General features: G+C 67.3%; 25 protein-coding genes and 6 tRNA genes. 28 read left to right on the top strand and 3 right to left on the bottom strand.

Annotated features, from left to right (window positions below):
• The first annotated feature begins 30 nt into the window (after positions 1–30).
• The 20 genes from E3T24_RS11890 (at position 31) to E3T24_RS11795 (ending at position 15,291) form a co-directional block, all read left to right on the top strand.
• A tRNA-Gly gene (locus E3T24_RS11890) sits at positions 31–102 on the top strand.
• A 49-nt stretch (positions 103–151) separates the two neighbouring features.
• Positions 152–225: transfer RNA gene (locus E3T24_RS11885), tRNA-Cys, on the top strand.
• Between the two features lie 22 nt (positions 226–247).
• Positions 248–319, top strand: a tRNA-Val gene (locus tag E3T24_RS11880).
• 296 nt (positions 320–615) lie between these two features.
• Positions 616–687: transfer RNA gene (locus E3T24_RS11875), tRNA-Gly, on the top strand.
• A 49-nt stretch (positions 688–736) separates the two neighbouring features.
• A tRNA-Cys gene (locus E3T24_RS11870) sits at positions 737–810 on the top strand.
• Positions 811–833: 23 nt separating this feature from the next.
• A tRNA-Val gene (locus E3T24_RS11865) sits at positions 834–905 on the top strand.
• A 147-nt stretch (positions 906–1,052) separates the two neighbouring features.
• A complete protein-coding gene (locus E3T24_RS11860) occupies positions 1,053–1,694 on the top strand; it encodes a hypothetical protein (protein WP_134366727.1) in 642 nt (213 codons plus the stop codon).
• 179 nt (positions 1,695–1,873) lie between these two features.
• Positions 1,874–3,796 carry a threonine--tRNA ligase gene (gene thrS / locus E3T24_RS11855; RefSeq protein WP_241976173.1) on the top strand — a complete coding sequence of 641 codons (1,923 nt, stop codon included), beginning with the start codon at positions 1,874–1,876 and terminating at the stop codon, positions 3,794–3,796.
• A 1-nt stretch (position 3,797) separates the two neighbouring features.
• On the top strand, positions 3,798–4,361 hold the full coding sequence (locus E3T24_RS11850; RefSeq protein ID WP_134366725.1) for an HIT domain-containing protein: 564 nt from the start codon (positions 3,798–3,800) through the stop codon (positions 4,359–4,361).
• Between the two features lie 99 nt (positions 4,362–4,460).
• Complete coding sequence (gene pdxS / locus E3T24_RS11845) at positions 4,461–5,363, top strand: pyridoxal 5'-phosphate synthase lyase subunit PdxS (RefSeq protein ID WP_134366724.1); 903 nt, start codon at positions 4,461–4,463, stop codon at positions 5,361–5,363.
• A gap of 10 nt (positions 5,364–5,373) precedes the next feature.
• Positions 5,374–5,967 (top strand): pyridoxal 5'-phosphate synthase glutaminase subunit PdxT, encoded by a 594-nt coding sequence (gene pdxT / locus E3T24_RS11840; protein WP_241976143.1) that lies wholly within the window; start codon positions 5,374–5,376, stop codon positions 5,965–5,967.
• A gap of 9 nt (positions 5,968–5,976) precedes the next feature.
• Entirely contained in the window at positions 5,977–6,519 is a 543-nt protein-coding gene (locus E3T24_RS11835) for a DUF1697 domain-containing protein (protein WP_134366722.1), read from the top strand.
• A gap of 87 nt (positions 6,520–6,606) precedes the next feature.
• A complete protein-coding gene (locus E3T24_RS11830) occupies positions 6,607–7,371 on the top strand; it encodes a YebC/PmpR family DNA-binding transcriptional regulator (protein WP_134366721.1) in 765 nt (254 codons plus the stop codon).
• Between the two features lie 5 nt (positions 7,372–7,376).
• Entirely contained in the window at positions 7,377–7,979 is a 603-nt protein-coding gene (gene ruvC, locus E3T24_RS11825; RefSeq protein WP_134366720.1) for a crossover junction endodeoxyribonuclease RuvC, read from the top strand.
• Complete coding sequence (ruvA, locus tag E3T24_RS11820) at positions 7,976–8,602, top strand: Holliday junction branch migration protein RuvA (protein ID WP_134434645.1); 627 nt, start codon at positions 7,976–7,978, stop codon at positions 8,600–8,602. The genes ruvC and ruvA overlap by 4 nt, the downstream gene beginning before the upstream one ends.
• Positions 8,599–9,648 carry a Holliday junction branch migration DNA helicase RuvB gene (gene ruvB, locus E3T24_RS11815; RefSeq protein ID WP_134366718.1) on the top strand — a complete coding sequence of 350 codons (1,050 nt, stop codon included), beginning with the start codon at positions 8,599–8,601 and terminating at the stop codon, positions 9,646–9,648. The genes ruvA and ruvB overlap by 4 nt, the downstream gene beginning before the upstream one ends.
• Positions 9,649–9,759: 111 nt before the next feature.
• Positions 9,760–10,131 carry a preprotein translocase subunit YajC gene (gene yajC / locus E3T24_RS11810; protein WP_241976141.1) on the top strand — a complete coding sequence of 124 codons (372 nt, stop codon included), beginning with the start codon at positions 9,760–9,762 and terminating at the stop codon, positions 10,129–10,131.
• A gap of 65 nt (positions 10,132–10,196) precedes the next feature.
• Entirely contained in the window at positions 10,197–11,912 is a 1,716-nt protein-coding gene (secD, locus tag E3T24_RS11805) for a protein translocase subunit SecD (RefSeq protein WP_134366716.1), read from the top strand.
• Entirely contained in the window at positions 11,912–12,931 is a 1,020-nt protein-coding gene (secF, locus tag E3T24_RS11800; protein WP_134366715.1) for a protein translocase subunit SecF, read from the top strand. The genes secD and secF overlap by 1 nt, the downstream gene beginning before the upstream one ends.
• A gap of 86 nt (positions 12,932–13,017) precedes the next feature.
• Complete coding sequence (locus E3T24_RS11795; RefSeq protein ID WP_134434644.1) at positions 13,018–15,291, top strand: bifunctional (p)ppGpp synthetase/guanosine-3',5'-bis(diphosphate) 3'-pyrophosphohydrolase; 2,274 nt, start codon at positions 13,018–13,020, stop codon at positions 15,289–15,291.
• Here the strand turns inward: E3T24_RS11795 and E3T24_RS11790 are convergent.
• The 3 genes from E3T24_RS11790 to E3T24_RS11780 all read right to left on the bottom strand — a co-directional run bounded on the left by E3T24_RS11790 (position 15,288) and on the right by E3T24_RS11780 (position 18,164).
• Positions 15,288–15,914 carry a hypothetical protein gene (locus E3T24_RS11790; RefSeq protein ID WP_134366713.1) on the bottom strand — a complete coding sequence of 209 codons (627 nt, stop codon included), beginning with the start codon at positions 15,912–15,914 and terminating at the stop codon, positions 15,288–15,290. The two genes, E3T24_RS11795 and E3T24_RS11790, sit on opposite strands and share 4 nt — an antisense overlap.
• A gap of 108 nt (positions 15,915–16,022) precedes the next feature.
• Complete coding sequence (locus E3T24_RS11785; RefSeq protein WP_134366712.1) at positions 16,023–17,255, bottom strand: DUF349 domain-containing protein; 1,233 nt, start codon at positions 17,253–17,255, stop codon at positions 16,023–16,025.
• 108 nt (positions 17,256–17,363) lie between these two features.
• A complete protein-coding gene (locus E3T24_RS11780) occupies positions 17,364–18,164 on the bottom strand; it encodes a peptidylprolyl isomerase (protein WP_134403139.1) in 801 nt (266 codons plus the stop codon).
• Between the two features lie 172 nt (positions 18,165–18,336).
• Here E3T24_RS11780 and E3T24_RS11775 point away from each other — a divergent pair, with 172 nt between their 5' ends.
• The 8 genes from E3T24_RS11775 to E3T24_RS11740 all read left to right on the top strand — a co-directional run bounded on the left by E3T24_RS11775 (position 18,337) and on the right by E3T24_RS11740 (position 26,986).
• On the top strand, positions 18,337–19,692 hold the full coding sequence (locus E3T24_RS11775) for a replication-associated recombination protein A (RefSeq protein WP_134366710.1): 1,356 nt from the start codon (positions 18,337–18,339) through the stop codon (positions 19,690–19,692).
• Between the two features lie 464 nt (positions 19,693–20,156).
• Positions 20,157–20,786, top strand: a complete 630-nt coding sequence (gene rpsD / locus E3T24_RS11770; RefSeq protein ID WP_134366709.1) for a 30S ribosomal protein S4 — start codon at positions 20,157–20,159, stop codon at positions 20,784–20,786.
• A gap of 139 nt (positions 20,787–20,925) precedes the next feature.
• Positions 20,926–21,297: a DUF948 domain-containing protein gene (locus E3T24_RS11765; protein ID WP_134366708.1), complete on the top strand. Its 372-nt coding sequence runs from the start codon at positions 20,926–20,928 to the stop codon at positions 21,295–21,297.
• 83 nt (positions 21,298–21,380) lie between these two features.
• Entirely contained in the window at positions 21,381–21,614 is a 234-nt protein-coding gene (locus E3T24_RS11760; protein WP_134366707.1) for a hypothetical protein, read from the top strand.
• Positions 21,615–21,653: 39 nt separating this feature from the next.
• Positions 21,654–24,308, top strand: a complete 2,655-nt coding sequence (gene alaS / locus E3T24_RS11755; RefSeq protein ID WP_134366706.1) for an alanine--tRNA ligase — start codon at positions 21,654–21,656, stop codon at positions 24,306–24,308.
• A 5-nt stretch (positions 24,309–24,313) separates the two neighbouring features.
• Complete coding sequence (ruvX, locus tag E3T24_RS11750) at positions 24,314–24,790, top strand: Holliday junction resolvase RuvX (protein WP_134366705.1); 477 nt, start codon at positions 24,314–24,316, stop codon at positions 24,788–24,790.
• Positions 24,787–26,112, top strand: coding sequence for an endolytic transglycosylase MltG (gene mltG, locus E3T24_RS11745; RefSeq protein WP_134403138.1), 1,326 nt, complete (start codon positions 24,787–24,789; stop codon positions 26,110–26,112). The genes ruvX and mltG overlap by 4 nt, the downstream gene beginning before the upstream one ends.
• Positions 26,105–26,986, top strand: coding sequence for a shikimate dehydrogenase (locus E3T24_RS11740; RefSeq protein WP_134366703.1), 882 nt, complete (start codon positions 26,105–26,107; stop codon positions 26,984–26,986). Before mltG ends, E3T24_RS11740 begins: the two co-directional genes overlap by 8 nt.
• Position 26,987 lies beyond the last annotated feature (1 nt).

Raw genomic sequence — 26,987 nt, 5'->3', positions numbered from 1 at the left:
GTCTTCAAGCGCGCAGAAATGCGCGCAGTTGCGGATGTGGCGCAGTGGTAGCGCATCACCTTGCCAAGGTGAGGGTCGCGAGTTCGAATCTCGTCATCCGCTCGAATTGGATCGGTCGCAAGTCCGGTTCTTTTTGATATGTACCCTATGTGGTGGGTTGGCCGAGAGGCGAGGCAACGGCCTGCAAAGCCGTGTACACGGGTTCGAATCCCGTATCCACCTCCAGACTTGAGAAAATTCAAGATCTGGGCGATTGGCGCAGCGGTAGCGCGCTTCCCTGACACGGAAGAGGTCACTGGTTCGATCCCAGTATCGCCCACAGATGAACCCCCGGCTCGCCGGGGGTTTTTTCTTTGCCCCTGGACGTCCTGGGGAACACCGGTCGCGCCCGCGTCGATCCTGATCGACGGGCGACCGGCACGAGTTCGCAAGCCGACCGGCAACAGGAAAAGGCCTGGTTAACCTTTGTTTTTTCTGCCTCACCGGGCAGAATCACCGGGGAGGGTGCGGCGGGCGCGGCCGGAATCGGCTAGAGTCTTTCAAGTCAGCGGAAACGCAGACACAGNGGCCGGAATCGGCTAGAGTCTTTCAAGTCAGCGGAAACGCAGACACAGTGCGGATGTGGCGCAGTGGTAGCGCATCACCTTGCCAAGGTGAGGGTCGCGAGTTCGAATCTCGTCATCCGCTCGAATTGAATCGGTCGAAAGGCCGTTTCTTTTTGGTATGGACCCTATGTGGTGGGTTGGCCGAGAGGCGAGGCAACGGCCTGCAAAGCCGTGTACACGGGTTCGAATCCCGTATCCACCTCCAGACTTGGAGAAAATTCAAGATCTGGGCGATTGGCGCAGCGGTAGCGCGCTTCCCTGACACGGAAGAGGTCACTGGTTCGATCCCAGTATCGCCCACAGATAAACCCCCGGCCCGCCGGGGGTTTTTTCATCCCACGATGTTGTTTTCCGCGCGCTGCGCTGGCCCAGGGCGCGATGGTGTCATCCGGACGGGGGATGCCGCTCCGGCCGGCCGTGCACCAGTCTCGACGGGGAGGATCGTTCATGGAGTGGTTGGTGCCGTTTGTGCTCCTCGCAGTTTGCGTCCTCGTCGTCACGGCGTGGCTGACGCGAGTGGCCAACTACGCTCCGGTGAGCCTGAGGCCTCCCAGTCGCCGGATCTCGGACGCGCCGGTGCGGCAACGGGTTCCCGCACTGCCCCCGCAGCAGCCGGCCCCCCTCCGCAGCTCCGTCGCCGGCGACCTTCTGTCCAGCCAGGACGGCGACCGCCTCCTCGTCGCTGACATCCGCGGCCTCCCGCCGCTCTATCTGCAGCACCGTGCCGGGGAACTCTGGCTGACCGAATCGACGACCGGCCGGCTCGTCGGTCTCGGCGACCGTAGCCTGGCGGGACTGGGAATCTGGATCATCTGGCTACGCAACATCGACTCCCGCACGATCGTGGCGAGGGAAGGGCTGCTGCACCCCGGGGCGACCGTGCGTCTCCAGCGGGACCCGGGCCCGCTCTGCGGTGCGAACGGCATCTCGGTGCATGCGGCGACCGGCCGGCGGGTGGGCTGCGTCAGCCCGCTGATCGCAGCCAGGCTCACCCGCGTACTCGATGCAGGCACCACGCTCCAGGCGGTGGCGGTCGCGTTCACCCCCAGCCCGCCGCAAGCGGGCCCGCCGAAAGCCGGCCTGGACTGATCAAGGTTCTGGCCGCGTCCCCGGACACCCTCGCCCACCTGTCCCGCCGGCTGCCCTGACCCGCGGGAGGAGGGACCGGGCCACGTGCGCCGCTAAAGTTGGAGGGGTTCGCACAATATTGAGGAGTTATACACGTGGTTGACGGCTTTGAGCTTTTCACCGACCGGTCCGTTGTCGCAATGCGCGTCAATGGCGAGCTCAAGGATCTCGCCACCACGGTGACTCCGACGGATGCCGTCGAACCGGTGACGATCGGCTCGCCCGATGGCCTCAGCATCCTGCGCCATTCGGCCGCCCACGTGCTCGCGCAGGCCGTGCAGACCGTGAATCCCGCCGCGCGCCTGGGCATCGGCCCGCCCGTGACCGACGGTTTCTACTACGACTTCGACGTGGCCGAGGCGTTCACCCCGGACGACATCAAGGCCCTCGAGAAAGCCATGGACCGCATCATCCGCCAGGGGCAGCGGTTCGTGCGCCGGGTGGTGACCGACGACCAGGCCAGGGAAGAACTCGCCGCGGAGCCGTACAAGCTCGAACTGATCGGGCTCAAGGGCGGTGCGGCCGAGAGCGCCGACAACGAGTCGGTCGAGGTCGGCGGCGCCGAACTCACCATCTACGACAACGTGGACCCCAAGACCGGGGAGACCCTCTGGAAGGACCTCTGCCGCGGCCCGCACCTGCCGAACACTCGCATGATCGGCAACGGGTATTCCCTGACCCGCCTCGCGGCCGCCTACTGGCGCGGCTCCGAGAAGAACCCGCAGCTGCAGCGCATCTACGGCACCGCCTGGCCCACCAAGGACGAACTGCGCGCCTACCAGGCCCGCCAGGAAGAGGCCGCCAAGCGCGACCACCGCAAGCTCGGCGCCGAACTCGACCTGTTCAGCTTTCCCGAGGAGATCGGCTCCGGCCTGCCCGTGTTCCACCCCCGTGGCGGCATCATCCGCCAGGAGATGGAGGACTACTCCCGCAAGCGCCACACCGAAGCCGGCTACGACTTCGTGTACACGCCGCACATCACCAAGTCGAACCTGTTCGAGACCTCGGGGCACCTGGACTGGTACGCCGACGGCATGTTCCCGCCGATGAAACTCGACGCGGAATACGACGCCGACGGTCACATGACCCGCCAGGGCGTCGACTACTACCTCAAGCCGATGAACTGCCCGTTCCACAACCTGATCTTCCGTTCCAGCGGCCGCAGCTACCGCGACCTGCCGATGCGCCTGTTCGAATTCGGCTCGGTCTACCGCTACGAGAAGTCCGGCGTCGTGCACGGGCTCACCCGCGTGCGCGGCATGACCCAGGACGACGCCCACATCTACACGACCCGCGACGGCATGAAGGAGGAGCTCACCTCCACGCTCAACTTCGTGCTGAAGCTGCTCGCCGACTACGGGCTCGAGGACTACTACCTGGAGCTCTCCACGAAAGACCCGAAGAAGTTCGTGGGCAGCGACGAGGCGTGGGCCGAAGCGACCGAGACCCTGCGTGAGGTCGCCGAAGCATCCGGTCTCGACCTCGTCGCCGACCCGGGCGGGGCGGCGTTCTACGGGCCGAAGATCTCGGTGCAGGCGCGCGACGCGATCGGCCGCACCTGGCAGATGTCCACCATCCAGCTGGACTTCAACCTGCCCGAGCGTTTCGACCTCGAGTACACCGCGCCCGACGGCTCGCGTCAGCGCCCGGTCATGATCCACCGAGCCCTGTTCGGGTCGATCGAACGCTTCTTCGCGGTGCTCACCGAGCACTACGCCGGGGCATTCCCGGTCTGGCTGTCCCCGGTGCAGGTCGTCGGCATCCCGGTGTCCGAGCAGTACGGTCCCTACCTCGACGAGATCGTGGGCCGGCTGAAAGCCGCCGGGGTGCGCGCCCAGGTCGACCACTCCGACGACCGGATGCAGAAGAAGATCCGCAACCACACCAAGGCCAAGGTGCCGTTCCAGCTGATCGTCGGCGAGGACGACCGGAACAACGAAGCGGTCAGCTTCCGCTTCCGCGACGGCACACAGGAGAACGGGGTGCCCGTGGACGACGCCATCCGCCGCATCGTCGCCTCGATCGAGACGCGCGCCCAGGTCACGACGCAGGGCCAGGCCTGAGATGAACCGTGACGCCGGGGGGTTCGAGGGAACCGAACAGTCGTCCGACTTCGCAGCCGTGCCGGATGCGTTCCAGCGGCTGTGGACTCCGCACCGCCTCGTCTACATCCAGGACGGCCAGCAGCCGCACGCCGACGACTGCCCGTTCTGCCTGGCGCCGGAGATGGACGACGAGAAGGCCCTGATCGTTGCCCGCGGTCGTTATGCCTACGTCCTGCTCAACCTGTTCCCGTACAACAGCGGTCACCTGCTGGTATGTCCGTACCGGCATATTGCGACGTATGACGAGGCGTCGCCGGAGGAGGTCGCCGAGATTGGTAGCCTGACCCAGATCGCCATGGGCGTGCTCAAGGCGGTCTCGCACTGCGACGGCTTCAACATCGGTATGAACCAGGGCCGAATCGCGGGGGCGGGCATCGCCGGCCACCTGCACCAGCACATCGTCCCGCGGTGGGCGCTCGACTCGAACTTCTTCCCGATCATCGCCGGAACTAAGGCCATTCCCCGACTTCTGGGCGATGTTCGCCGCGAAGTGGCCGAGGGCTGGCCGCAGAGCACGAACTAGCGCAGAGCACGAACTAGCGCAGAGCACGAACGAGCAACACTTTCCCGCCCGGCCCCTGCCGGGCGGAACCCATCCAGTGCAAGGAATAGAATTACAGCCATGACTGAAACCACACCCGCCGAGCAGTTTGGGTCGAGCCGCGTCAAGCGCGGACTCGCCGACATGATGAAGGGCGGCGTCATCATGGACGTCGTCAACGCCGAGCAGGCGCGCATCGCAGAGGACGCCGGCGCTGTCGCCGTCATGGCCCTCGAGCGTGTGCCGGCCGACATCCGTTCCCAGGGCGGCGTCGCCCGCATGAGCGACCCCGACCTGATCGACAGCATCATCGCCGAGGTCTCCATCCCGGTCATGGCCAAGGCGCGCATCGGCCACTTCGTCGAAGCGCAGATTCTGCAGGCCCTGAACGTCGACTACATCGACGAGTCCGAGGTGCTGAGCCCCGCCGACTACGTCAACCACATCGACAAGTGGAACTTCACGGTTCCCTTCGTCTGTGGTGCGACGAACCTGGGTGAGGCGCTGCGCCGCATCACCGAGGGCGCGGCCATGATCCGGTCCAAGGGCGAGGCCGGCACCGGCGACGTCTCCGAGGCCATGAAGCACATCCGCACCATCAAGGGCGAGATCGGCCGCCTGTCGTCGCTGAGCAAGGACGAGCTGTACGTCGCCGCCAAGGAACTGCAGGCCCCGTACGAGCTCGTCGCCGAGATCGCCGCCACCGGCAAGCTCCCCGTCGTGCTGTTCGTCGCCGGCGGCGTGGCCACCCCGGCTGACGCGGCCATGATGATGCAGATGGGCGCGGACGGCGTGTTCGTCGGCTCCGGCATCTTCAAGTCGGGCAACCCGCAGGCCCGCGCGAACGCCATCGTCAAGGCCGTCACGTTCTACGACGACGCCAGCGTCATCGCCGCCGTCTCCCGCGGTCTCGGCGAAGCCATGGTCGGCATCAACGTGTCCGATCTGGCCGCACCGCACCGCCTCTCTGAGCGCGGCTGGTAGTCACTCGTCCGTGAGCGTTGGAGTTCTCGCCCTTCAGGGTGATTTTCGGGAGCATGCCGAGGTTCTCCGGTCCCTCGGCGCCGACGTCGAACTCGTTCGCCGCCCGGAGGAACTGGCCCGCGTCAGCGGGCTGGTGATCCCGGGCGGCGAGTCCAGCGTGATGGACAAACTGGCCAGGGCGTTCGGCCTGGCCGAACCGCTGGCCGCCTTCGTCCGGAGCGGGCTGCCCGTCTACGGCACCTGCGCCGGCCTGATCATGCTCGCCGACACCGTCATCGACGGGATCGCCGGCCAGGAGAGCATCGGCGGTCTCGACATCGCCGTGCGCCGAAACGCCTTCGGTTCCCAGACTCTCTCGTTCGAGACCGACCTCGACGTGCCTGTCCTCGGCGACGCTCCCGTGCACGCCGTGTTCATCCGGGCCCCGGTCGTGGAGACCGTGGGCCCCAGGGCCCGGGCGCTGGCCACTCTCGCCGACGGCCGGTGTGTCGCCGTCGAGCAGGACAACCTGCTCGGCACGTCTTTCCACCCCGAGATCACCGGGGAGAACCGTTTTCACGAGTACTTCCTGGGCAAGGTGGCCGCGGCCGGTTTTCGCGGCTAGGGTCCGTACATGACCCGGTCGGTTGCTTTCCTGCGCGGCATCAACGTCAACGGCATCAACATCAGGATGGCGGCCCTGCAGTCCGTCTTCCGGGAACTCGGATACACCGGGATCAGCACGGTGCTTGCCAGCGGCAACGTTCTGTTCACGACGAGTGAGACGGATGCGGCGGCCACGAAGGCGCGGATCGAGCGGGCGCTCTCCGACACCTTCGGCTACCGGGCCTGGATCATCCTCGTCGACGTCGAGTGGCTCGACCGGGTCGTGCGGGCGTTCCCGTTCGACGCGGACCGCGAGGGGTGGCATCCCTACGTCGTGCTCGGGTCAGACCGGTCCGTGCTGGACGAGCTCCTCGGCGCGGCCGGCGACGCGGACCCCGACACGGAACAGATCAGGTCAGGCGCCGACGTGTTGTACTGGCAGGTTCTGCGGTCGGTGGGCGTGGGCAGCCCGTTCAGCAAGCTGAGCGGCAAGGCCCGGTACCGGGCGAGCACGACCACGCGCAACCTGCGTACGCTGCAGAAAATCCTGGACCAGCCCCCGGGCGCGTGAAGCCTGCTCCGCCGGACACCGCGGGTTAGAATGTGGGGTACCTCAGGGTGCGACGACCAGAGAGCCAAGCGAGACAACGGGAGATTCATGTCCGGACATTCCAAGTGGGCGACAACGAAGCACCAGAAGGCGGTCACCGACTCTCGTCGGGCCAAGGCGTTCGCCAAGTTGATCAAGAACATCGAAGTGGCTGCCCGCATGGGCGGCGCCGACTTGTCGGGAAACCCGACGCTGGTGGACGCGATCCAGAAGGCCAAGAAGACCTCCGTCCCGAACGACAACATCGACCGCGCCGTCAAGCGTGGTGCAGGCCTGTCCGGTGAGGTCGTCGACTACACGACCATCATGTACGAGGGCTACGCCGCGCACGGCGTCGCCATCATGATCGAGTGTCTGACCGACAACAAGAACCGGGCCGCCGCCGAGGTGCGCACGACCGTCTCCCGCAACGGCGGCAACATGGCCGATCCCGGCAGCGTGGCCTACAACTTCAACCGCAAGGGCATCGTCGTGGTGCCCAAGGGTGACAACGTCACCGAAGACGACGTGCTCGCGGCCGTGCTCGACGCCGGTGCCGAAGAGGTCGTCGACGACGGCGACAAGTTCGAGGTCTTCAGCGAGGCCCATGACCTCGTCGCCACCCGCACGGCGCTGCAGACCGCCGGAATCGACTACGACTCCGCCGACATCGCATTCGTGCCCCAGCTCAAGATCGAGGTCGACGCCGAAACCGCCCGCAAGGTCTTCAAACTGATCGACGCGCTCGAAGAGCTCGACGACGTGCAGAACATCTACAGCAACTACGACGTGTCGCCCGAGGTCATCGCGGAGCTTCAGGCCGAAGCCGAGTAGAGGCCGTGTCAGTCCGGGTCCTGGGCATCGATCCCGGGCTGACCCGTTGCGGCGTGGGCGTGGTCGACGTGAACCCCAACCGCACCGCGACCCTCGTCGACGTGGCCGTGCTCCGCAGCGCGGCGGACCTGCCGCTCGAGCAGAGGCTCCTGCTGATCAGCCGGGGTCTCGAGGAGATGCTCGACCGGCACCAGCCCGAATTCGTGGCGATCGAGCGGGTGTTCGCCCAGAACAACGTGAGCTCCGTCATGGGCACGGCGCAGATCAGCGGGGTCGCCCTCCTCCTCGCGGCTCAGCGCGGGCTGACCGTCACCCTGCACACCCCCAGCGAGGTCAAGGCCGCGATCACCGGTTACGGGTCCGCCGACAAGGCGCAGGTCGGCACGATGGTCGCCCGGGTGCTCGGCCTGGCCGAAGTGCCCAGGCCGGCGGATGCCGCGGACGCGCTGGCCATTGCGATCTGCCACGCCTGGCGCACCGGCGCATCCGGTGGCACCCTGCCGACCGGCGCCGCCGTCCCGGTCGGAACGCTGACCCCGGCCCAGAAGGCATGGCGCGCCGCCGAACGCGGCTCCGTGTCGCCGGTGACCCGTAGTGTTAAGCGGTGATTGCATCCGTACGTGGCCTCGTCCTGTCTGCCCTGGGTTCGACGGCCGTGATCGAGGTCGGGGGAGTGGGGCTGGCCCTGCAGGTCACCCCCGCGACCGCGCTGACGCTGCGGGTCGGCACCGAGGCCCGCCTCTCCACCACGCTGATCGTGCGCGAAGACTCACTCACGCTCTACGGGTTTCCGGCCACGGACGAACTCGAGGTGTTCGAGCTGCTGGTCGGGGTGACCGGCGTCGGACCGAAATCGGCCCTCGGTGTGCTCGCCGTGCTCAGCCCGAACCGGATCGCACAGGCGGTCGCCTCCGAGGATGACGCCGCTTTCCGCAAGGTCAGCGGCATCGGCCCCAAGACCGCCAAGTTGATCGTGCTCTCCCTGGCCGGCAAGGTCTTCGTCTCGGCCGCCGCCGCCACCGCCGCGGCTCGCCCGGCCCCCACGAGCGCGTCCGCGAACGTGCAGACCGCCCTGATCGGCCTGGGCTGGTCTGAGCGGGTGGCCGCTCAGGCGGTCGAGGAGACCCTCGCCGACACGGCCGATCCCGAGCAGGTCGGGGTGGCCAGTCTCCTCCGGCTGGTCCTGGCCCGGCTCGGCCCGGCCCAGCAGGCTTCGGAGCGCCGCTCATGACACCCGAACCGCGCCTGGCCGGCGACCCCGGGGTCGAGCTGACCAATCCCGTTCTGGAAGGCGACGCGGAACTCGCGTTCGAAGGCGCCCTCCGGCCCCGGAGCCTGGCGGAGTTCGTCGGCCAGCAGAAGGTGCGCAGCCAGCTGCAGCTGCTGTTGACGGCGGCGACCATGCAGGCCCGCACGCCGGACCACATCCTGCTGGCCGGCCCGCCCGGGCTGGGCAAGACCACCCTGGCCATGATCATCGCGTACGAGGGCAACCGGCCGCTGAGGATGTCCAGCGGCCCGGCCATCCAGCACGCGGGTGATCTGGCCGCCGTGCTCTCCTCACTGATCCCCGGCGAGGTGCTCTTCATCGACGAGATCCACCGGATGGCCCGCTCGGCCGAGGAAATGCTCTACCTCGCGATGGAGGACTTCCGGATCGACATCATGGTGGGCAAGGGTGCCGGCGCCACCTCGGTGCCGCTCGAGCTCGCCCCGTTCACGCTGGTGGGCGCCACGACCCGGTCCGGGCTGCTGCCCAACCCACTGCGCGACCGGTTCGGGTTCACCGCCCACCTCGAGTTCTACGCGGACCACGAGCTCGAGGAGGTGCTGGCGCGTGCCGCCGCACTGCTCGACTTCAGGATCGACCGGGAGGCCCTCGCCGAAATCGCCGGTCGGTGCCGCGGCACGCCGAGAATCGCCAACCGGCTGCTCCGGCGGGTGCGCGACTACGCCCTGGTGCACGGGGGGGACGCCGACCTGGCCGCCGTCCACGCGGCCCTGGAACTCTACGACGTGGACGCGATCGGGCTCGATCGGCTCGACCGGGAAGTGATGCGCATCATCCTGACCCGTTTTGGGGGTGGGCCGGTTGGCCTGAACACACTGGCGGTGTCCGTGGGGGAAGAGTCGGAGACCATCGAGGCTGTCGTGGAGCCGTTCCTGGTGCGGATAGGCTTCCTCACGCGCACCCCGCGCGGGCGCGTGGCGACCCCCGCAGCGTGGCGGCACTTCGGTCTCGTCAACCCGCAGGACGGCGCTCCGAAGGTCCCATAACCTCGATGACCTATAATTCGAGTTGGTTCGTAAGGAATCAGACGCACAAGCTTCGGCCATCGCGCCGCAATCGGAAGGTTTCACAGTTTTATGGATCCGTTGACTCTTGTCATGCTCGTCGTTCTCGCGGCGCTCGTTTTCTTCATGTTCCGCAACAGCCGCAAGCGCCAGAAGGACCAGGCCGCGCTGCAGGCCCAGATGGTTGCCGGCGCGGAGGTCATGACCAACTTCGGGATGTACGGAACCATTCTCTCGATCGACGAGGAAGCGAACAAGGTCGCCCTTGAAATCGCACCGGGAACGGTCGTGCAGCTGCACCGCCAGACCATCGCCCGTGTGATCGAGCCGACCGTGGCCGAGTCCGAGGACGCACCCGTTGCCGAAATCGGCCAGGACACCGCCGGCGTCATGAACGAACCCGAGTTCGGTCAGCGAGTCGCTGATGCAGACACCGACGAAGAGCCCAAAAAGGGCGATGCGTAACCAATCCCTCTCACATGCCCGCGCCGTGACGGCGCGGGCATGAGCACAGAAAGCTGAGTTCACAGGTGGCAAAGTCGTCTCCGGCCAAAAAGGCCTGGCGTTCCCTCACGTGGCTGGGGGTGATCATCGTCGGTCTGATCGCTCTCAACACCGCCGGCGTCCTCACCGGCGGCGGTTCCTGGACGCCCAAGCTGGCCCTCGACCTCGAGGGTGGCACGCAGATCATCCTCGCGCCGAAACTCGAATCCGGTCAATCAGTTTCGCAGGAACAGCTGAACAATGCCGTGTCGATCATCCGGCAGCGCGTTGACGCGTCCGGCGTCTCCGAAGCGGAGATCAACACGCAGGGCGGCCAGAACATCGTCGTCTCGATCCCGGGCATCCCCGACGACGCCACCATCAACCGGATCGAGTCCTCAGCGAAACTCGAATTCCGCCCCGTCCTTCTGGCCGACGCCCCGTCGGCGGCCAGCGTGGGCGCGGACGGCGCGGCGACCCCGGCCCCGAGCGTCGACCCCGACCTGTCGAGCACGCCGACCGCGGTACCCACCGACGCCAGCGACCCGAGCTGGATCACCCCGGCGCTCCAGGCCCAGTACGACGCCTTCGACTGCACGAAGCTCGACACCAGCAACGTCGCCCCGGCGGACAAGCCACTCGTCACCTGTGAGACCGACGGCTCGGTCAAATACATCCTCGGCCCGGTCGAGGTCAGCGGCGAGAACGTCTCGGACGCCACCAGCGGCCAGGAGACGAACCAGAGCGGCGCGACCACCGGCCAGTGGGTCGTCAACATGAAGTTCGACAAGACCGGGACCAAGGCGTTCGCCGACGTCAGCACCCGGTTGAACGGCCTCGAGGGCGTGCGCAACCAGTTCGCCATCGTTCTCGACGGCCAGGTCATCTCCGCGCCCCGCACGAACGCGGCGATCACTGACGGAAACGCGCAGATCAGCGGAAACTTCACCAAGGAATCGTCCAAGACGCTCGCCGACCAGCTCAAGTTCGGCGCCCTGCCGATCAGCTTCACGGTGCAGAGCCAGGACACCATTTCCGCGACGCTCGGCTCCTCCCAGCTCCTCGGCGGTCTCATCGCCGGTCTGATCGGACTGATCCTGGTCGTGATCTACTCGCTGATCCAGTACCGGTTGCTCGGGGTGGTGACGATCGCTTCCCTGACCGTCGCGGCCCTGATCACGTACCTGATCATCACGACCCTGTCCTGGCGGGAGGGTTACCGACTGTCCCTCGCCGGGGTGGCCGGGTTGATCGTTGCCATCGGAATCACCGCCGACTCCTTCATCGTCTACTTCGAGCGCGTGCGCGACGAGCTGCGGGACGGTCGCGGACTCGAGTCGGCCGTCGAGGCCGGCTGGAAGCGCGCTCTGCGCACCATCCTCGCCTCGGACGGCGTGAACTTCCTCGCCGCCGGCGTGCTCTTCATCGTGGCGGTCGGCAACGTCAAGGGCTTCGCCCTGACCCTCGGCCTCACCACGATCGTCGACGTCGTCGTCGTCATCCTGTTCACCCACCCGATGCTCCAACTGCTGGCGCAGACCCGGTTTTTCAACGAGGGTCACCGCTTCAGCGGACTCGACCCCCGGGCGCTCGGTGCCACCTACCGCGGCCGTGCCAAGTTCCAGCCGTCCACGCAGGTCGCAACAGGCAAACTGTCGTCGGCCAGTAAAGAAGCCGCCAAACGTCAAACCATCGCCGAACGCAAGGCGCAGGACCTCGTCGGTTCCAGCACCGATCGCTTCTCGAACGGGAAGGAATCCTAATGGCCAGCTTCTCCCAGTTCGGCAATGACCTGCACACCGGCAAGCGATCGTTCAACATCATCGGCCGGCGCAACACGTGGTATCTCGTCGCATCCGTCATGCTCCTGATCGCCCTGGTCGTCCCGCAGCTCCGCGGCGGGTTCGTCTTCGGCATCGAGTTCACCGGCGGATCCGAGTTCGTGGTGTCAGACCTGCCGAAGCAGGACCAGGCCACGGCGTCTGACGCCGTCAACGCCGTGGTGCCCTCCGCGGTCCCCAAGGTGTCCAACGTGGGCAACAGCGGCATCCGGGTGCAGACCGACCAGCTCAGCGCCCAGGACAGCCGCGATGTGCGCACCGCCCTGGCCGACGCCTACTCGGTTCCGAAAGACCAGGTCACCGCGTCCTTCATCGGCCCGTCCTGGGGTGCCGACATCACCGGCCAGGCTCTGCGCGGGTTGGCGATCTTCCTCGTCCTCGCCGGGATCGGCATGGCCCTGTACTTCCGCACCTGGAAGATGGCCCTGGCTGCCATGGTCGCGCTCCTGCACGACCTCGTCATCACCGCCGGGTTCTACGGCATCACCGGGTTCGAGATCACCCCCGCCGCCGTGATCGGCTTCCTGACCATCCTCGGCTACTCGCTGTACGACACCGTCGTGGTGTTCGACAAGATCCGCGAGAACACCGCTGAGGACGTCACGGATTCGCGCCGCACATTCGGAGAATCGGTCAACCTCGCCGTCAACCAGACCCTGGTGCGTTCGATCAACACCTCCGTCGTGGCGGTGCTCCCGGTCGGATCGATCCTGTTCATCGGTGCCCTCGTGCTCGGCGCCGGCACCCTGCGGGACATCTCGCTGGCGCTCCTGATCGGAATCATCGCCGGGGCATACTCGACGATCTTCATCGCGTCGCCGCTGTACGCCCAGCTGCGGTCCAGCGAGCCGGATATCCGCAAACGGGACCTGAAGGTTCTCTCCCTTCGGGCCAAGGCCGACGCGACGACGACAAAATCCGCGGAGAAGATCACCGCCTAGGCCGGGAGTCGGTCCCCACCTGGCGCCGGTGGTATCAGGCCCGGGTGGCGAACAGCCATAATTGTTGTGAGGGATGGAGGTGACGGATGACCGATCTGACGTCTCCTCCTGCCTCCCCGGCTCCGGTTCCGCCCGCCTCGCTCCGGCGCCTCGTGCCGCGCATCTTTTCGCGGGCTCAGCCGGTCGGAGCTGTCGACACCCTCTTGAAGACCGTGCGGATGCACCACCCGAAGGTCGACCTGTCGATCATCGAACGCGCGTACACCACGGCGAAACGGGCTCACGAAGGGCAATTCCGGCGCAGCGGTGAGCCGTACATCACCCACCCGGTCGCGGTGTCGCAGATCCTCGCCGACCTCGGCATCGGCCCCAAGACGGTGGCCGCCGCGCTCCTGCACGACACCGTGGAGGACACCGAGTACACCCTCGATCAGCTGCGGAGCGATTTCGGCGACGAGATCACCATGCTCGTCGACGGGGTGACGAAGCTCGACAAGGTCAAGTACGGCGACAGCACGCAGGCCGAGACCGTGCGCAAAATGATCGTGGCGATGTCGAAAGACATCCGGGTGCTGATCATCAAGCTCGCGGACCGGCTGCACAACGCCCGCACCTGGGGCTTCGTGCCGGCGGAGTCAGCCGTGCGTAAAGCCACCGAGACCCTTGAGATCTATGCCCCGCTCGCGCACCGGCTGGGCATCCAGACCATCAAGTGGGAACTGGAAGACCTCTCGTTCGCGGTGCTCTACCCCAAGCTCTACGCAGAGATCGACAGCCTGGTCAAGCAGCGCACCCCTCAGCGCGAGGAATTCGTTCAGCACGTCATCGACTCCATCGTCGACGACCTCAAGGCGGCCCGGATTCGCGGCAAGGTGGCCGGCCGGCCCAAGCAGTACTACTCGATCTACCAGAAGATGGTCGTGCGCGGGCGCGAGTTCGACGAGATCTACGACCTGGTCGGCATCCGCGTGCTGGTCAATTCCGTGCGCGACTGCTACGCGGTGCTCGGGGCGATCCACGCGCGCTGGACCCCGCTGCCCGGCCGGTTCAAGGATTACATCGCCACCCCCAAATTCAATCTCTACCAGTCGCTGCACACCACCGTCCTCGGGCCGAGCGGGCGCGCGGTGGAAATCCAGATCCGCACCCAGGAGATGCACCAGCGCGCGGAATTCGGCGTGGCCTCGCACTGGAAGTACAAGGAGCAGACCACCGGCAAGACCTCCGGGCCGGGCCCGCAGAGCGACACCGACATGGCCTGGCTGGCGCACATCTCTGACTGGCAGGCCGAGACGGCAGACCCGGGGGAGTTCCTCGATTCGCTCCGGTACGAAATCGGTGCCAAAGAGGTCTACGTCTTCACACCCAAGGGCCGCGTCATCGGCCTGCCGGCCGATGCGACCCCGGTCGACTTTGCCTACGCCGTGCACACCGAGGTCGGCCACCGCACGATGGGTGCCAAGGTCAACGGGCGTCTCGTGCCTCTCGAGAGCCCGCTGATCACCGGCGACGTCGTGGAGGTCTTCACCTCCAAGAATCCGGACTCCGGGCCCAGCAAAGACTGGCTCAACTTCGTCAAGAGCCCACGGGCGCGCAACAAGATCCGCCAGTGGTTCACCAAGGAGCGCCGGGACGAGGCGATCGAACAGGGCCGCGACGCCATCGCCCGCGCCATGCGCAAGCAGAACCTGCCGCTGCAGAAGCTGATGAACCAGGACTCCTTCGCCGAGGTGGCCGCGGTGATGAAGTACGAGGACGTCTCCGCCCTCTACGCCGCCGTCGGCGAGGGTCACGTGTCCACCCAGTCCGTGTTGGAGAAGGTCGTCGCCACGCTGCAAAGCGTCGAGGAGAGCGATGCCACCGATCTCCCGTTCGCACCGAACGGGCGCACGCAGACGCTCCGGAACAGCGATTCCGGCATCCTGGTGCGTGGAGCCCCGGACATCCTGGTCAAACTCGCCCGCTGTTGCACCCCGGTCCCGGGCGACAAGGTCGTCGGATTCATCACCCGCGGCGCCGGCGTCTCGGTGCACCAGGCAACCTGCCGCAACGTTCAGTCCCTGCTCAAGGAACCTGAGCGCATGATCGACGTGGACTGGGCGCCGACCTCCAAGAGCCTCTTCCTGGTTCAGATCCAGATCGAGGCCCTGGACCGCTCCGGACTCCTGTCGGACGTGACCCGGGTGCTGTCCGAGCACCACGTCAACATCCTCTCCGCCACGGTTCACACCTCGACCGACCGCTTGGCGATCAGCCGGTTCGTTTTCGAGATGGGGGATACCACCCACCTCGACCGGGTGCTCAACGCCGTGCGGCGCATCGACGCCGTGTACGACGTCTACCGCGTCAACGACGGCTAAACCGGCAGCGTCGGCTGAACCGACAACGTAGGCTCAGCCGGCAGGGTGTCCAGTAGGACCTGCGCCTCGTCGAGGCGGGCCAGGGCCTGGGCCTTGTACGGCACGTTGGGGCCGGCGCAGAGCCGGCGGGCCGGATCGGCGCTGCTGTGGCCGGCGAATCGCAGGAGCGCGGCGATCAGTGGCGGCAGGGCGCACGCCCGCAGCGAATCCCCATCGGCATCCGGGTCCAGGTTCCACCGCGCCAGGTCCACGACGGTCCGGAGGGGGCGAGTGACCCGCAGGCCGGAAATCGTCTGCACCTGGTCCGGGCTGCAGCTGACCTCGCGGATCCGCAGCCTCGGTGAGGGAGCCAGATGCATCCGGGCGGCCGTGTGGACGCAGAACTGGTGCTGTCGCGGCTCCGGGGTGAGGCCGTAGATCCACGCGGCGGTCAGCCGCTCCGCGATCGCCCGTGGAGACACGAGGAGGCCCGCCGCGCGAGCCCGGCTCGGGGCGTCGCCCGGCTCGTCGACCGGGCACCAGAAATCGCCCAGCTTGAACACCTCCCCGTCGAGGCGCGCGCAGCACAGTTCAGCGAGTGGAAGGTCCCGGGCGGAAAGCACCGGCTGCAATCTGAAGCTCATCGGACCAGCGTGCGGTCCGGTCGCGGGCCGGATACAAGAAGAACGGGGATCTGTGGACAGATCCCCGTTCTCACTTCTGTTGACGAACCCGGTTCGAGCCGGGGCGCGTTACTGGCCGATGGCCTTCAACCACGCCTTGCGGGTCTCCAGGGCCTCGGTCGCCTCGGCGATCGCGCGAGCGTCCTTGCTGTCCTGGGCCGTCGCGAGCTCGGCCTCGAGCTTGGCGATGGCGTCGTGCAACTGACCGGCCATGCCCTCGGCACGTGCCTTGGTCTCCGGGTTGTTGCGCTTCCAGTGGTCGTCGTCGAGCTTGCGAACGGCGGCCTCGACCTTGCGCATGCGGTCTTCGACCAGCTTGACGGAGTCGCGCGGAACCTTGCCGATCGCATCCCACCGGCGCTGGATCGCGCTGAGGGTCGTGCGGGCCTTCGTGCGGTCCGTTTCGGTCAGGAGCAGTTCGGCTTCGGTGAGCAATTCGAGCTTCTGCTCCAGGTTTCCGGCGAACTCCTCGTTGTCCTGCGCGTCGATTTCCGACTTCACGGAGTACAACACGTCACCGGCGGCCTTGAACTTCGCCCACATGGCGTCATCCTGCTTTTTGCCGCTGCGGCCGGCCAGCTTCCACTCGTCGAGAAGGTTGCGGTAGGCCGGGATGCCGTCCGCGCCCTTCGGCGCGAGGGCTTCGGCCTGCTCGATCAGGTGCTGCTTGCGGTTGCGGACGTCCTTGTGGGCGCTGTCCAACTCGGCGAAGAACGCCTTGCGGTTCTGTTCGATCGTGGTGCGGGCGGCCCGGAATCGCTTCCACAGGTCGTTGGCCTCACCCTTGGGGATGCGGGGGGCGTCGTGCTGGTGAGCCTGCCACTTGGCGAAGAGCGCCTCGAGGGCAGCACTGGTCTGCTTCCACTGCGTCTTGGCCGGGTCTTCGGCCGCGAGGGCCTCTGCTTCGGCGACGATGGCGGCGCGCTCGGCGATGGCGGCGACAGCAGCGGCCTTCGACTCGGCGCTCTGCTGCTCCGTGAGCTCGCTCACGGCGCCGCCCAGGGCGCCCAGGCGGGCTGCCAGTGCGGCCAGGTTGCCGACCGCGTTGGCGTTGGCTACCGTCTCGGTCAGGTGAGCGACGGACTTCGCGATGTCGGCCGCGGGCGCGCCACCCTTTGCACGCTGTTCCAGGAGCGTGACCTGTCCGTTGAGTTCAACGTATTTGCGTTCGAAGTAGGCCAGCGCCTCTTCCGGCGTCGCGTCGGGATACTGTCCCACGGCGCGTTCACCTGTCGCTTCGCGCACGTAAACCGTGCCGGATTCGTCTACGCGACCCCATGGTTGCTGATCTGTCGTAGTCAAGAGCCTCACCTTAATGATGTCGTCGGGCGCTCACGAGGGAGCCGATACTGCGTCTAGAGCCAATACTGCGTCAAGCCTATTGCAAGCCCGCGCATGGTTTAGGTGATTCTACTGAACTGATACCTGTGTGATCGTCGTCGGCACCGCGGGAGCGCCGTCCGCGGAGCCGCCGGTGACGCCGGCATCCGTGATCTGCGCCTTGATCTGGTCAAGTCCGCCGGTGACCTTGCCCAGCACCGTGTAGCCGCCGACCGCGTCGGCGGGGATGGTGGTGTCGTCGTAGACGATGAAGAACTGGCTGCCCATGCTGTAGGCGTTGCCGCCCTGTCGGGCCATGGCGAGGGTGCCGGCCGGGTACACGTTGTCCGCGGGGGCGTTCTCGACCGGGCCATAGCTGTAACCGGGCCCGCCGGCACCGGTGCCTTCGGGGTCGCCGCACTGCAGCACGAAGAATCCGCCGGTGGTCAGACGGTGACAGGTCAGGTCCTGGTAGAACCCCGAATTGATCAGACTGATCGTGGACGACACGGCCTGCGGTGCGGCGGCGCCGTCCAGTTCGATCTCCAGTGGAATGCCGTTCAGGGCCATCGTGCCGGTCCAGGTGCGGCCCTCGGCCAGGGTCGTGGGCGGGACATCGCCCGAGTTCGCGCCGGCCGGCGCCGTCTCACTCGCCGACGGGGTCGGGGTGGCCGACGTGGAGGGCGCGACCTTCCCGGAGCCGCCGCTGAAGAAGGCCAACTGCGCGCCCACGGCGAGGGCGAGCACGGCCGTCACCGCTATACCGGCAAAGATGTTGTCCCGCAACCGACGCTTCTGCTGGTGCTCGTGCACCGCCCGCCGGGCCTGGAAGGCACGAACCCGCACACGCGCCTCGCGGGCTTCGCGGTCTTGTTTCTTGTTCACTACCACGTCGTATCCTCCAGGGGGCCGCGCACGGCCAGATCACGCAGGGACGGCCCGGCGCGATTGACGCCCGAACCACGTTGAACTCTACGCAACCGAGTGAATCCAGACAAACAGGGTCGCGGGCCCGTCGCCCGGCACTGTTCGCCCGGTCACCGGCACAAACTACGCTGGACCTATGGCTGATGTTCAACCGGGACTACGCAGCGGTGCCACACCGCTCGCCGTGCGGATGCGCCCGAAGAGTCTCGACGAGGTCGCCGGCCAGAAGCACCTGCTGACTCCCGGCTCGCCGCTGGTGAGCCTGGCGAGCGACAAGACGGGGGAGCAGGGCGCCGTCTCCGTCATCCTCTGGGGCCCGCCCGGCACAGGCAAGACCACGCTCGCCCAGGCCATCGCACACAGCTCCGGTCGTCGGTTCGTGGAGTTGTCCGCTGTCTCGGCCGGCGTGCGTGACGTGCGCCAGGTGATGGAGGAGGCGCGCACGAGTCGTGACCTCTACGGGCTCTCCACGGTACTTTTCCTGGACGAGATCCACCGTTTCAGCAAGGCCCAGCAGGATGCCCTGCTCCCGGGTGTGGAGAACGGGATCATCATCCTGGTGGCCGCGACCACCGAGAACCCGTCGTTCTCGGTCATCTCTCCGCTGCTGTCACGGTCCCTGCTCCTGACCCTCGAGACCCTCAGCGACGACGACCTCGGCATCGTCGTCGACCGTGCCGTGGTCGAGCCGCGCGGTCTGGCGGACCGGTTCGTTCTCGACCCCGAGGCCCGGGCGGCGATCATCCGGCTCGCGTCGGGGGACGCCCGCCGGGCGCTCACGGCGCTGGAGGCCGCATCCGTGTCGGCGGCGTCGGCGGTCAGGCCGGCGGAATCCGAACCGGGAGCGGACGAGCGGCCGGTCATCACCACCGAGATCGTCGCCCTCGCCGTGGACCGGGCGTTGCTTCGCTACGACCGCAACGGCGACGAGCACTACGACGTGATCAGCGCGTTCATCAAGTCTGTTCGAGGATCCGACGTCGACGCGTCCCTGCACTACCTCGCGCGCATGATCGAGTCCGGCGAAGACCCGCGATTCATCTGCCGCCGCATCATCGTCCTGGCCTCGGAAGACATCGGCATGGCCGATCCGCAGTCCCTCCTGATCGCCATCGCCGCCGCGGACGCCGTGCAGTACATCGGCATGCCGGAGGGTCGCATCCCACTGGCCCAGGCGGTCGTGCACCTGGCCACGGCGCCGAAATCCAACGCCTCTTATATGGCGTTGGACAAGGCCATCGCGGATGTTCGCGCCGGCAAGACGGGCCGCGTCCCCAAACATTTGCGCGACGCCCACTATTCCGGCGCCAAACGGCTCGGTCACGGCCGGGGCTACCGGTACCCCCACGACGACGTCCTCGGCGTGCTGGCCCAGCAGTACCCGCCGGACGAGATCGCCGACGCTCGCTACTACGAACCCACCGAGCACGGCAACGAGCGCGAGGTCTCGGCCCGGCTCGCCAAGCTCCGCAAGATCATCCGCGCCCGCTAGCAGCCCGCAGCCCTCCTCCTCCCTCGTGCCTCCTCCCTCGTTCCTCGTGCCTCGTGCCTCCTCCCTCGTGCCTCCTCCAGCCTCCAGCCCCCAGCCCCTCGCCCTCGCCCCGCTCCGCTGTGCCCCGCCCGATGAACGAATTCGACGGAGATTTTGGCCAAACCGGCCCGAAACAGTCGGTATGAGCCGTTTTAGAGCAGAATCTCCGTCGAATTGGTTCGGGCGGGGTCGGGCGGAGGGGGCGGGCAACGGAGTGGGCAGCGGGGCCGATGTGGTAGCCTGAACGGGCCTACAACTGGAACGGCATGCGGCTGCGTCCGTCTCCAGATTTGGATGGGTTTCGCTCTGTAGCCGGGCGTCCCGTGGCAACCACCCCTCTGAACTCCCATGACGCCGGTCTGTGCTTTTGCACACCAGGCTCGCGCCCTGGTTTCCCCTGTTTGCAGTTCCATCGAAAGGACACCGTGTCTACCAAGTCACGCACCCGCAGTAAGACCCGCCTGTCGCGGGCCCTGGGCATCGCCCTGACCCCGAAGGCCGCCCGCTACCTCGAGAAGCGTCCGTACGCACCGGGGGAGCACGGTCGCACCAAGCGCAAGACCGACTCCGACTACGCCGTTCGTCTTCGCGAAAAGCAGCGCTTACGCGCCCAGTACGGCATCCGCGAGGCTCAGCTCAAGATCGCCTTCGAGGAAGCTCGCCGCGCCCAGGGACTGACCGGTGAGAACCTCGTCGAGATTCTCGAGACCCGTCTCGACGCTCTTCTCGTGCGTTCGGCCATCGCCCGCACCACCGCCCAGGCCCGTCAGATGATCGTGCACCGTCACATCCTCATCGACGGCCAGCTGGTTGACCGGCCCTCCTTCCGCGTGAAGCCGGGTCAGCTCATCCACGTCAAGCCCAAGAGCGAGGGCATGGAGCCGTTCCAGGTTGCAGCCGCCGGCGGTCACGTCGACGTTCTCCCGAAGCTCCCGCCGTACCTCGAGGTCGAGATCGACAAGCTGCAGGCCCGCCTCGTGCGCCGCCCCAAGCGCATCGAAATCCCGGTGACCTGTGAAGTCCAGCTCGTCGTCGAGTACTACGCGGCCCGCTAGGTTCTTTTTTACCTGCGCCGCCGTCAGGCAGCGCTTCTGAACTACGCTGGAGAGCGGATCACCCTTGGGGTGGTCCGCTCTTTGCGTTTCTGCACGCCGAATGTCGGTGCATGCCGATCGAGGAATGGATGGTTGGTCAATGTCTGGTGCAGATATCGTCGGTCTGGTTTTTGCGGGCGGCTTCGCCGTCCTGGTGCTCTTCCTGTCCGTCCCGCTGTTCAAGCTCGGGCGCGTCTTCGATGAGACGACCCTGGCCATCCGAGACCTGAGCCACAACGTGACACCGCTGCTCGAGGAATCGACGAAGACCCTGCAGGAGACCAACGCCCAGCTCGCCCGGGTCGACACCATCACGTCGAATGTGGCGGATGTCACGGGCAATGTCTCCGCGATGGTGGCCCTGGTCGCCGCGACCGTCGGCGGTCCGCTGGTCAAGCTCGCGGGCTTCTCCGCCGGCGTGCGCGCCGCCCTCGGGGCCGCCCGACCGGCCCTCACCCGTCGGCGCCGGTAGTCCGGCGCAGGGAGTCGGCTATTCTGGAAAGAAGCCGTTCGAGTCTCGGATCCGGGTCTCCACACACGTCAGGGAGCATTGTCATGAAGAACTTCATCTGGTTCGTCGTCGGTCTGGCCACGGGGCTGCTCCTCGCCCGTGAGGGCGGTAAGACGCGTCAGGGCAAGCAATTCTTTGCCGATCTCGACACCAAGGCCCGCGAATTCGGCGAGGCCATCTCGGACGGTTACCGCAAACGCGAGGCCGAACTGCGGGACGCCATCGGCGATATCGCTGCGGAAGCCGACGACTCGATCGAAAAGCTCACCCAGCCGTAAATTTCCATCTTTTTCCCGCTACAACGAACTACGGAACTAATGCAGACTGCTGAAATTCGCGGGCGCTGGCTCGACTTCTTTGCCGATCGCGGACACACCGTTGTCCCCTCCGCTTCGCTCGTCAGCGACGACCCCACACTCCTCTTCACGGTGGCCGGCATGGTTCCGTTCGTGCCCTACCTGACCGGTCTCGTACCGGCCCCGTACCCGCGCGCGACGAGCGTGCAGAAGTGCATTCGCACCAATGACATCGAAGAGGTCGGCAAGACGCCGCGTCACGGCACCTTCTTCCAGATGAACGGCAACTTCTCATTCGGCGACTACTTCAAAGAAGAAGCCATCGGGTACGCCTGGGAGCTGCTCACCACCTCAGAGGCCGACGGCGGCTACGGCTTCGCGGAGAAAGACCTCTGGGTCACGGTCTACGAAGACGACGACGAGGCCTTCCGCTACTGGCGCGCCCTCGGCCTGCCCGAGAACCGGATCCAGCGCCTCGGCATGGACACCAACTACTGGTCGACCGGCCAGCCGGGCCCCGCCGGACCCTGCTCCGAGATCTTCTTCGACCGCGGTCCCGCCTACGGCATCGACGGCGGTCCGGCCACCGACGACGACCGTTACGTCGAAATCTGGAATCTCGTCTTCATGCAGTACCTGCGCGGCGAGGGCACCGGCAAGAACGACTTCATCATCCTCGGCGACCTGCCGAAGAAGAACATCGACACCGGAATGGGCCTCGAACGCGTCGCCTTCCTCAAGCAGGGCGTCGAGAACATGTACGAGATCGACCAGGTGCGTCCGGTCCTCGACCGTGCCGCGGAGCTGTCCGGTCGCCGTTACGGCGCCGTGCACGATGACGACGTGCGGATGCGCATCGTCGCCGACCACGTGCGGTCGTCCCTGATGCTGATGAGCGACGGCGTCATGCCGTCCAACGAGGGCCGCGGGTACATCCTGCGCCGCCTCATGCGCCGGAGCGTCCGCGCCATGCGCCTCCTCGGCGTGGAGGGCTCCACCTTCCCCGAGCTCTTCCCGGCCTCACGCGACGCCATGGCCGGGGCCTACCCCGAGGTCAAGGCCGACTACTCCCGGATCAGCCAGGCGGCGTACGCGGAGGAGGAGACCTTCCTCCGCACCCTCGCCAGCGGCAGTGCGGTCCTGGACCTCGCCGTGGCGAAGACCAAGAAGGCCGAGAAGGTCGTTCTCCCGGGCGACACCGCGTTCCTCCTGCACGACACCTACGGCTTCCCGATCGAGATCACCCTCGAGATGGCCGAGGAGGCCGGCCTCAGCGTCAACCGCGACGCCTTCGACGCCCTCATGGCCAAGCAGCGCGCAATGGCCAAAGCCGACGCTAAGGCCAAGAAGACGCACCTCGCCGACCTGTCGGTCTACAGCGCCTTCCGCGCGGCGGGGGAGACGCTCTTCACCGGCTACGACGCCCTGCAGACCGAATCCAGCGTGCTCGGCATCATCGTGAGCGGACAGTCCGTCGACCGCGCCGTTTCCGGTGAGATCGCCGAGGTCATCCTGGCCGAGACGGCGCTCTACGCGGAGTCCGGCGGCCAGGAGGCCGACGCCGGCCTGATCGTGGGAACCGGCTACGAGCTCGAGGTCCTCGACGTGCAGAAGCCCGTCAAGGGGCTCATCAGCCACAAGGTCCAGGTCCGGTCCGGCGAGGTCGGTGTCGGAGACGCGGCCACCAGCGTCGTCGACCCCGATTGGCGCCGCGGCGCGCGCCAGGCCCACTCCGGCACGCACGTGCTGCACGCAGCCTTGCGCCAGGTGCTCGGCCCGAACGCGCACCAGTCCGGCTCCTACAACAAGGCCGGTTTCTTCCGCCTCGACTTCTCCTGGAACCAGGCTCTGTCCCCGGCGACCCGCAGCGAGATCGAAGAGATCTCGAACAACGCCATCCGGGACAACCTGCCCGTTCAGACCCGCGAGCTTCCCCTGGCCGAGGCGAAGGCCCTCGGAGCCATGGCCCTGTTCAGCGAAAAGTACGGCGACCGCGTGCGGGTGGTCGACATCGGCGGCCCCTGGTCACGTGAACTGTGCGCGGGAACCCACGTCTCTTCCAGCGCGGAGATCGGAATGATCAGCCTCGTCAGCGAGGGCTCCGTCGGATCCACGAACCGCCGGGTGGAATCGCTGGTCGGCCTCGAGGCCTTCCGCGACCTGGCCGCCGAACGCGCCCTCGTCTCCCAGCTGACCGCGAACCTGAAGACCCCCCGGGATCAGCTGCCCGAACGCATCAACGAGCTCGTGCAGAACCTCAAGGCCGCCGAGAAGAAGATCGCGGCCTTCGAAGCCCGTGCACTCACGGACAAGGTGCCGGCCCTCGTCGCGTCCGCCTCCACGGCAGGTTCGGTCAAGGTCGTCGCCGAGAACGTCGGCACGCTGAATTCCGCCGACGAACTGCGGATGCTGGTGACCGCCACGCGCACCCAGCTGGGAAGCGGCCCGGCCGTCGTCGCCCTCGCCGCGGTGGTCGGCGAGAAGCCGGTCGTTATCGTGGCCACCAACGCCGCGGCGCGCGAGTCCGGCCACCGGGCCGGCGCGCTGGCCAAGCAGGTCGCCGGGATCCTCGGCGGCGGCGGCGGCGGCAAGGACGACCTCGCCCAGGGCGGCGGCACCGATGTCGCGGCCATTCCGAACGCCCTCGCAGCCGTCACCTCAGCCGTAGCGGGCTGAGCAGCATGCGTCACGGCGTGAGAGTGGGAGTCGACGTCGGGACAGCGCGGATCGGGCTCGCCCGAAGCGACCCGCACGGCATGCTGGCGACGCCGGTCGAGACCGTGAGTCGCGACCAGTCCGGCAGCCTGGACGTGGTGCGGATCGCGGCCGTGGTGGCAGAGCTCGACGCCATCGAGGTCGTGGTCGGCCTGCCCCTGGCGCTGTCCGGAAACCGGACAGCATCGACCAACGACGCGGTGGGTTTCGCAGAGTTGCTCGCCCGGACCCTGTCGATCCCGGTGCGACTGGTCGACGAGCGCCTGTCCACGGTCGCCGCCCAGTCGGTGCTGCGCGCCGCCGGGCGCAAGGCCAGGACCCAGCGCCCAGTGGTCGATCAGGTCGCCGCCACTATAATTCTTCAACATGCCCTCGACACCGAACGTGCTCTGGGAACGCCACCCGGCTCGGCGGTGGCTCCGACCGAAGGGCCGCCACAGTGACGAATCCCCCCGCTGATCCCGACAGAGTGCCGGTCGAAGTCACGCCGTCGGGCTGGGACGCCCTGCTCAGTGGCGGCGTGAACAGCAGCGGCGGCGTGAACACCAGCGCCAGCGCGCCCCGCGACCCCGCCGTTCCGGGAGCGAACGCATCCGCGTCGCCGACGGTACCGTCGCGCCGGGCCCTGCGGGAATCGCAGCAGCCGGGCACGCGTTCCAGCCGGCGCACCCAGCTCGGCACCGAACCGCCGCGGAAGAAGAGGCGGCGGGGCGCCTGGGTCGGGCTGATCATCACCCTGGTCGTGGTCGCGTTGCTGGCTGGCGGCGTCCTGCTGCTGCAGGAACCCCTCTCGAAGATCGTCGCGGCCGTGCAGGGGCCCGCAGACTACGCCGGGAAGGGCACCTCGAAGGTCGTGGTGATGATCCATGACGGCGAAACCGGGCAGGACGTGGCAGACTCCCTCGTCGACCAGGACGTGGTGAAGAGCTATGAGGCCTTCTACTCCCTGCTCCTGAAGGAGTCGCCCGCGCCGGTGTTCCAGCCCGGCGCCTACCGGCTGGCCAGCAAGATGAGCGGCCGCGCGGCCCTCGACGCGCTGCTCGACCCCGCCAGCAAGCTCGAGCAAACCGTCGTGATTCCCGAGGGCACCGCCGCGGTGGACGTGCTCCAGCTGGTCTCCGAAGGCACCAGCATCCCGCTGGCCGACCTGAAGGCCGCCGCCAAGGACGTCGTCGCCTACGGGCTTCCGGCCGAGGCGACCTCCCTCGAGGGCTTCCTGTTCCCGGCCACCTACACCTTCGCGCCCGAACTGTCGGCCGCGGACGCGATCAAGACCCTCGTCGATCGTCAGTTCCAGGCCCTCGACGACGCCGGGGTGGCTCCGGAGAACCGCTGGAAGACCATCGTGTTGGCCTCCCTGATCCAGCGCGAAGCCGGCCTGACCGAGGACTACTACAAGGTCTCCCGGGTGTTCCTGAACCGGCTCGACCCGGCGCAGTGGGAAACCGGGCTGCTCCAGTCCGACGCCACCGTCGCCTACGGCACCGGGGAGACCCACCGCGTGACCACGACGGACGCCGAGCGGGGCGACCCCGCCAACCCCTACAACACCTACCAGCACCCCGGCCTGCCGATCGGGCCGATCTCCAACCCGGGCGACGCCGCGATCGACGCCGCCGTGCACCCGGCCGACGGCCCCTGGCTCTACTTCGTGACCTGGAACCTCGACACCGGCGAAACGATCTTCTCCGCCACGGCGGCGGAGCATGACGCGGCGGTCGCCAAGTGGCTGGCCTGGATGGACGAGCACCCCGAATATGGCTAGGCACGCGGCATCCGTTGCCCCCCGGCGCCTCGCGGTGCTGGGGTCGCCGATCGCGCACTCGTTGTCACCGGCGCTGCACCGGGCCGCCTACCGGGCGCTCATGCTGGACTGGAGATACAACACGGTCGAGGTCACCGCCGACGGGCTGGCCTCCTTCGTCGGCTCGCTGGACGCCGACTGGCTGGGCCTCTCCCTCACCATGCCCCTCAAGCACGAGATCCTCCCGCTCCTGGACGGCGTCGACCGGGTGGCAGCCCAGACCGGTTCGGTGAACACCGTGCTGTTCGGCCAGGCCGACGGCCGTCGGACCCTGCAGGGTTTCAACACGGATGTCCCCGGCCTGGTACGCGCTCTGGCCGAAGCCGGGGTGCGTCGGGCCGACCACGTGACCGTGCTCGGCGCCGGCGCCACGGGGGCGTCCGCTCTCGTCGCGGCGGCGGACCTGGGCGCCGAATCGGTCGACGTCCTGGTGCGAACCCCGGCGAAGGCGGCCGACCTGATCGAGCTGGGCCGCAGCCTCGGCGTGGTCGTGACCGTCGGGGAGCTCGCGGATCTCGCCGATCCGAGCCGGCACAGCGAACTCGTGATCAGCACCCTTCCGGGCGGGACCGCCCTCGGCGGCGAATTCCCCGCCGACCTGCGCCGCCGGGCGCCGCTCTTCGATGTGAGCTACTCGCCGTGGCCGAGCGAACTTGCCCGGTCGTGGGCCTTTGCGGGAGGCAGCGTGTCATCCGGGCAGGGGATGCTGCTGCACCAGGCCCTGATCCAGGTGCGCATATTCCGTTCGGGCGATCCGTTCGAACCGCTTCCCGGCGAGGACGCCGTGCTGCAGGCCATGCGCGGCGCCCTGACCGGACAGGCTGTGACAGGATAGT

The organism is Cryobacterium sp. TmT2-59, from assembly GCF_004403545.1.
In the GTDB taxonomy this organism is placed as follows: domain Bacteria; phylum Actinomycetota; class Actinomycetes; order Actinomycetales; family Microbacteriaceae; genus Cryobacterium; species Cryobacterium shii.
The sequence above is the reverse complement of the archived record's forward strand: the minus strand, read 5'-3'. Positions and strand labels throughout refer to the sequence as shown.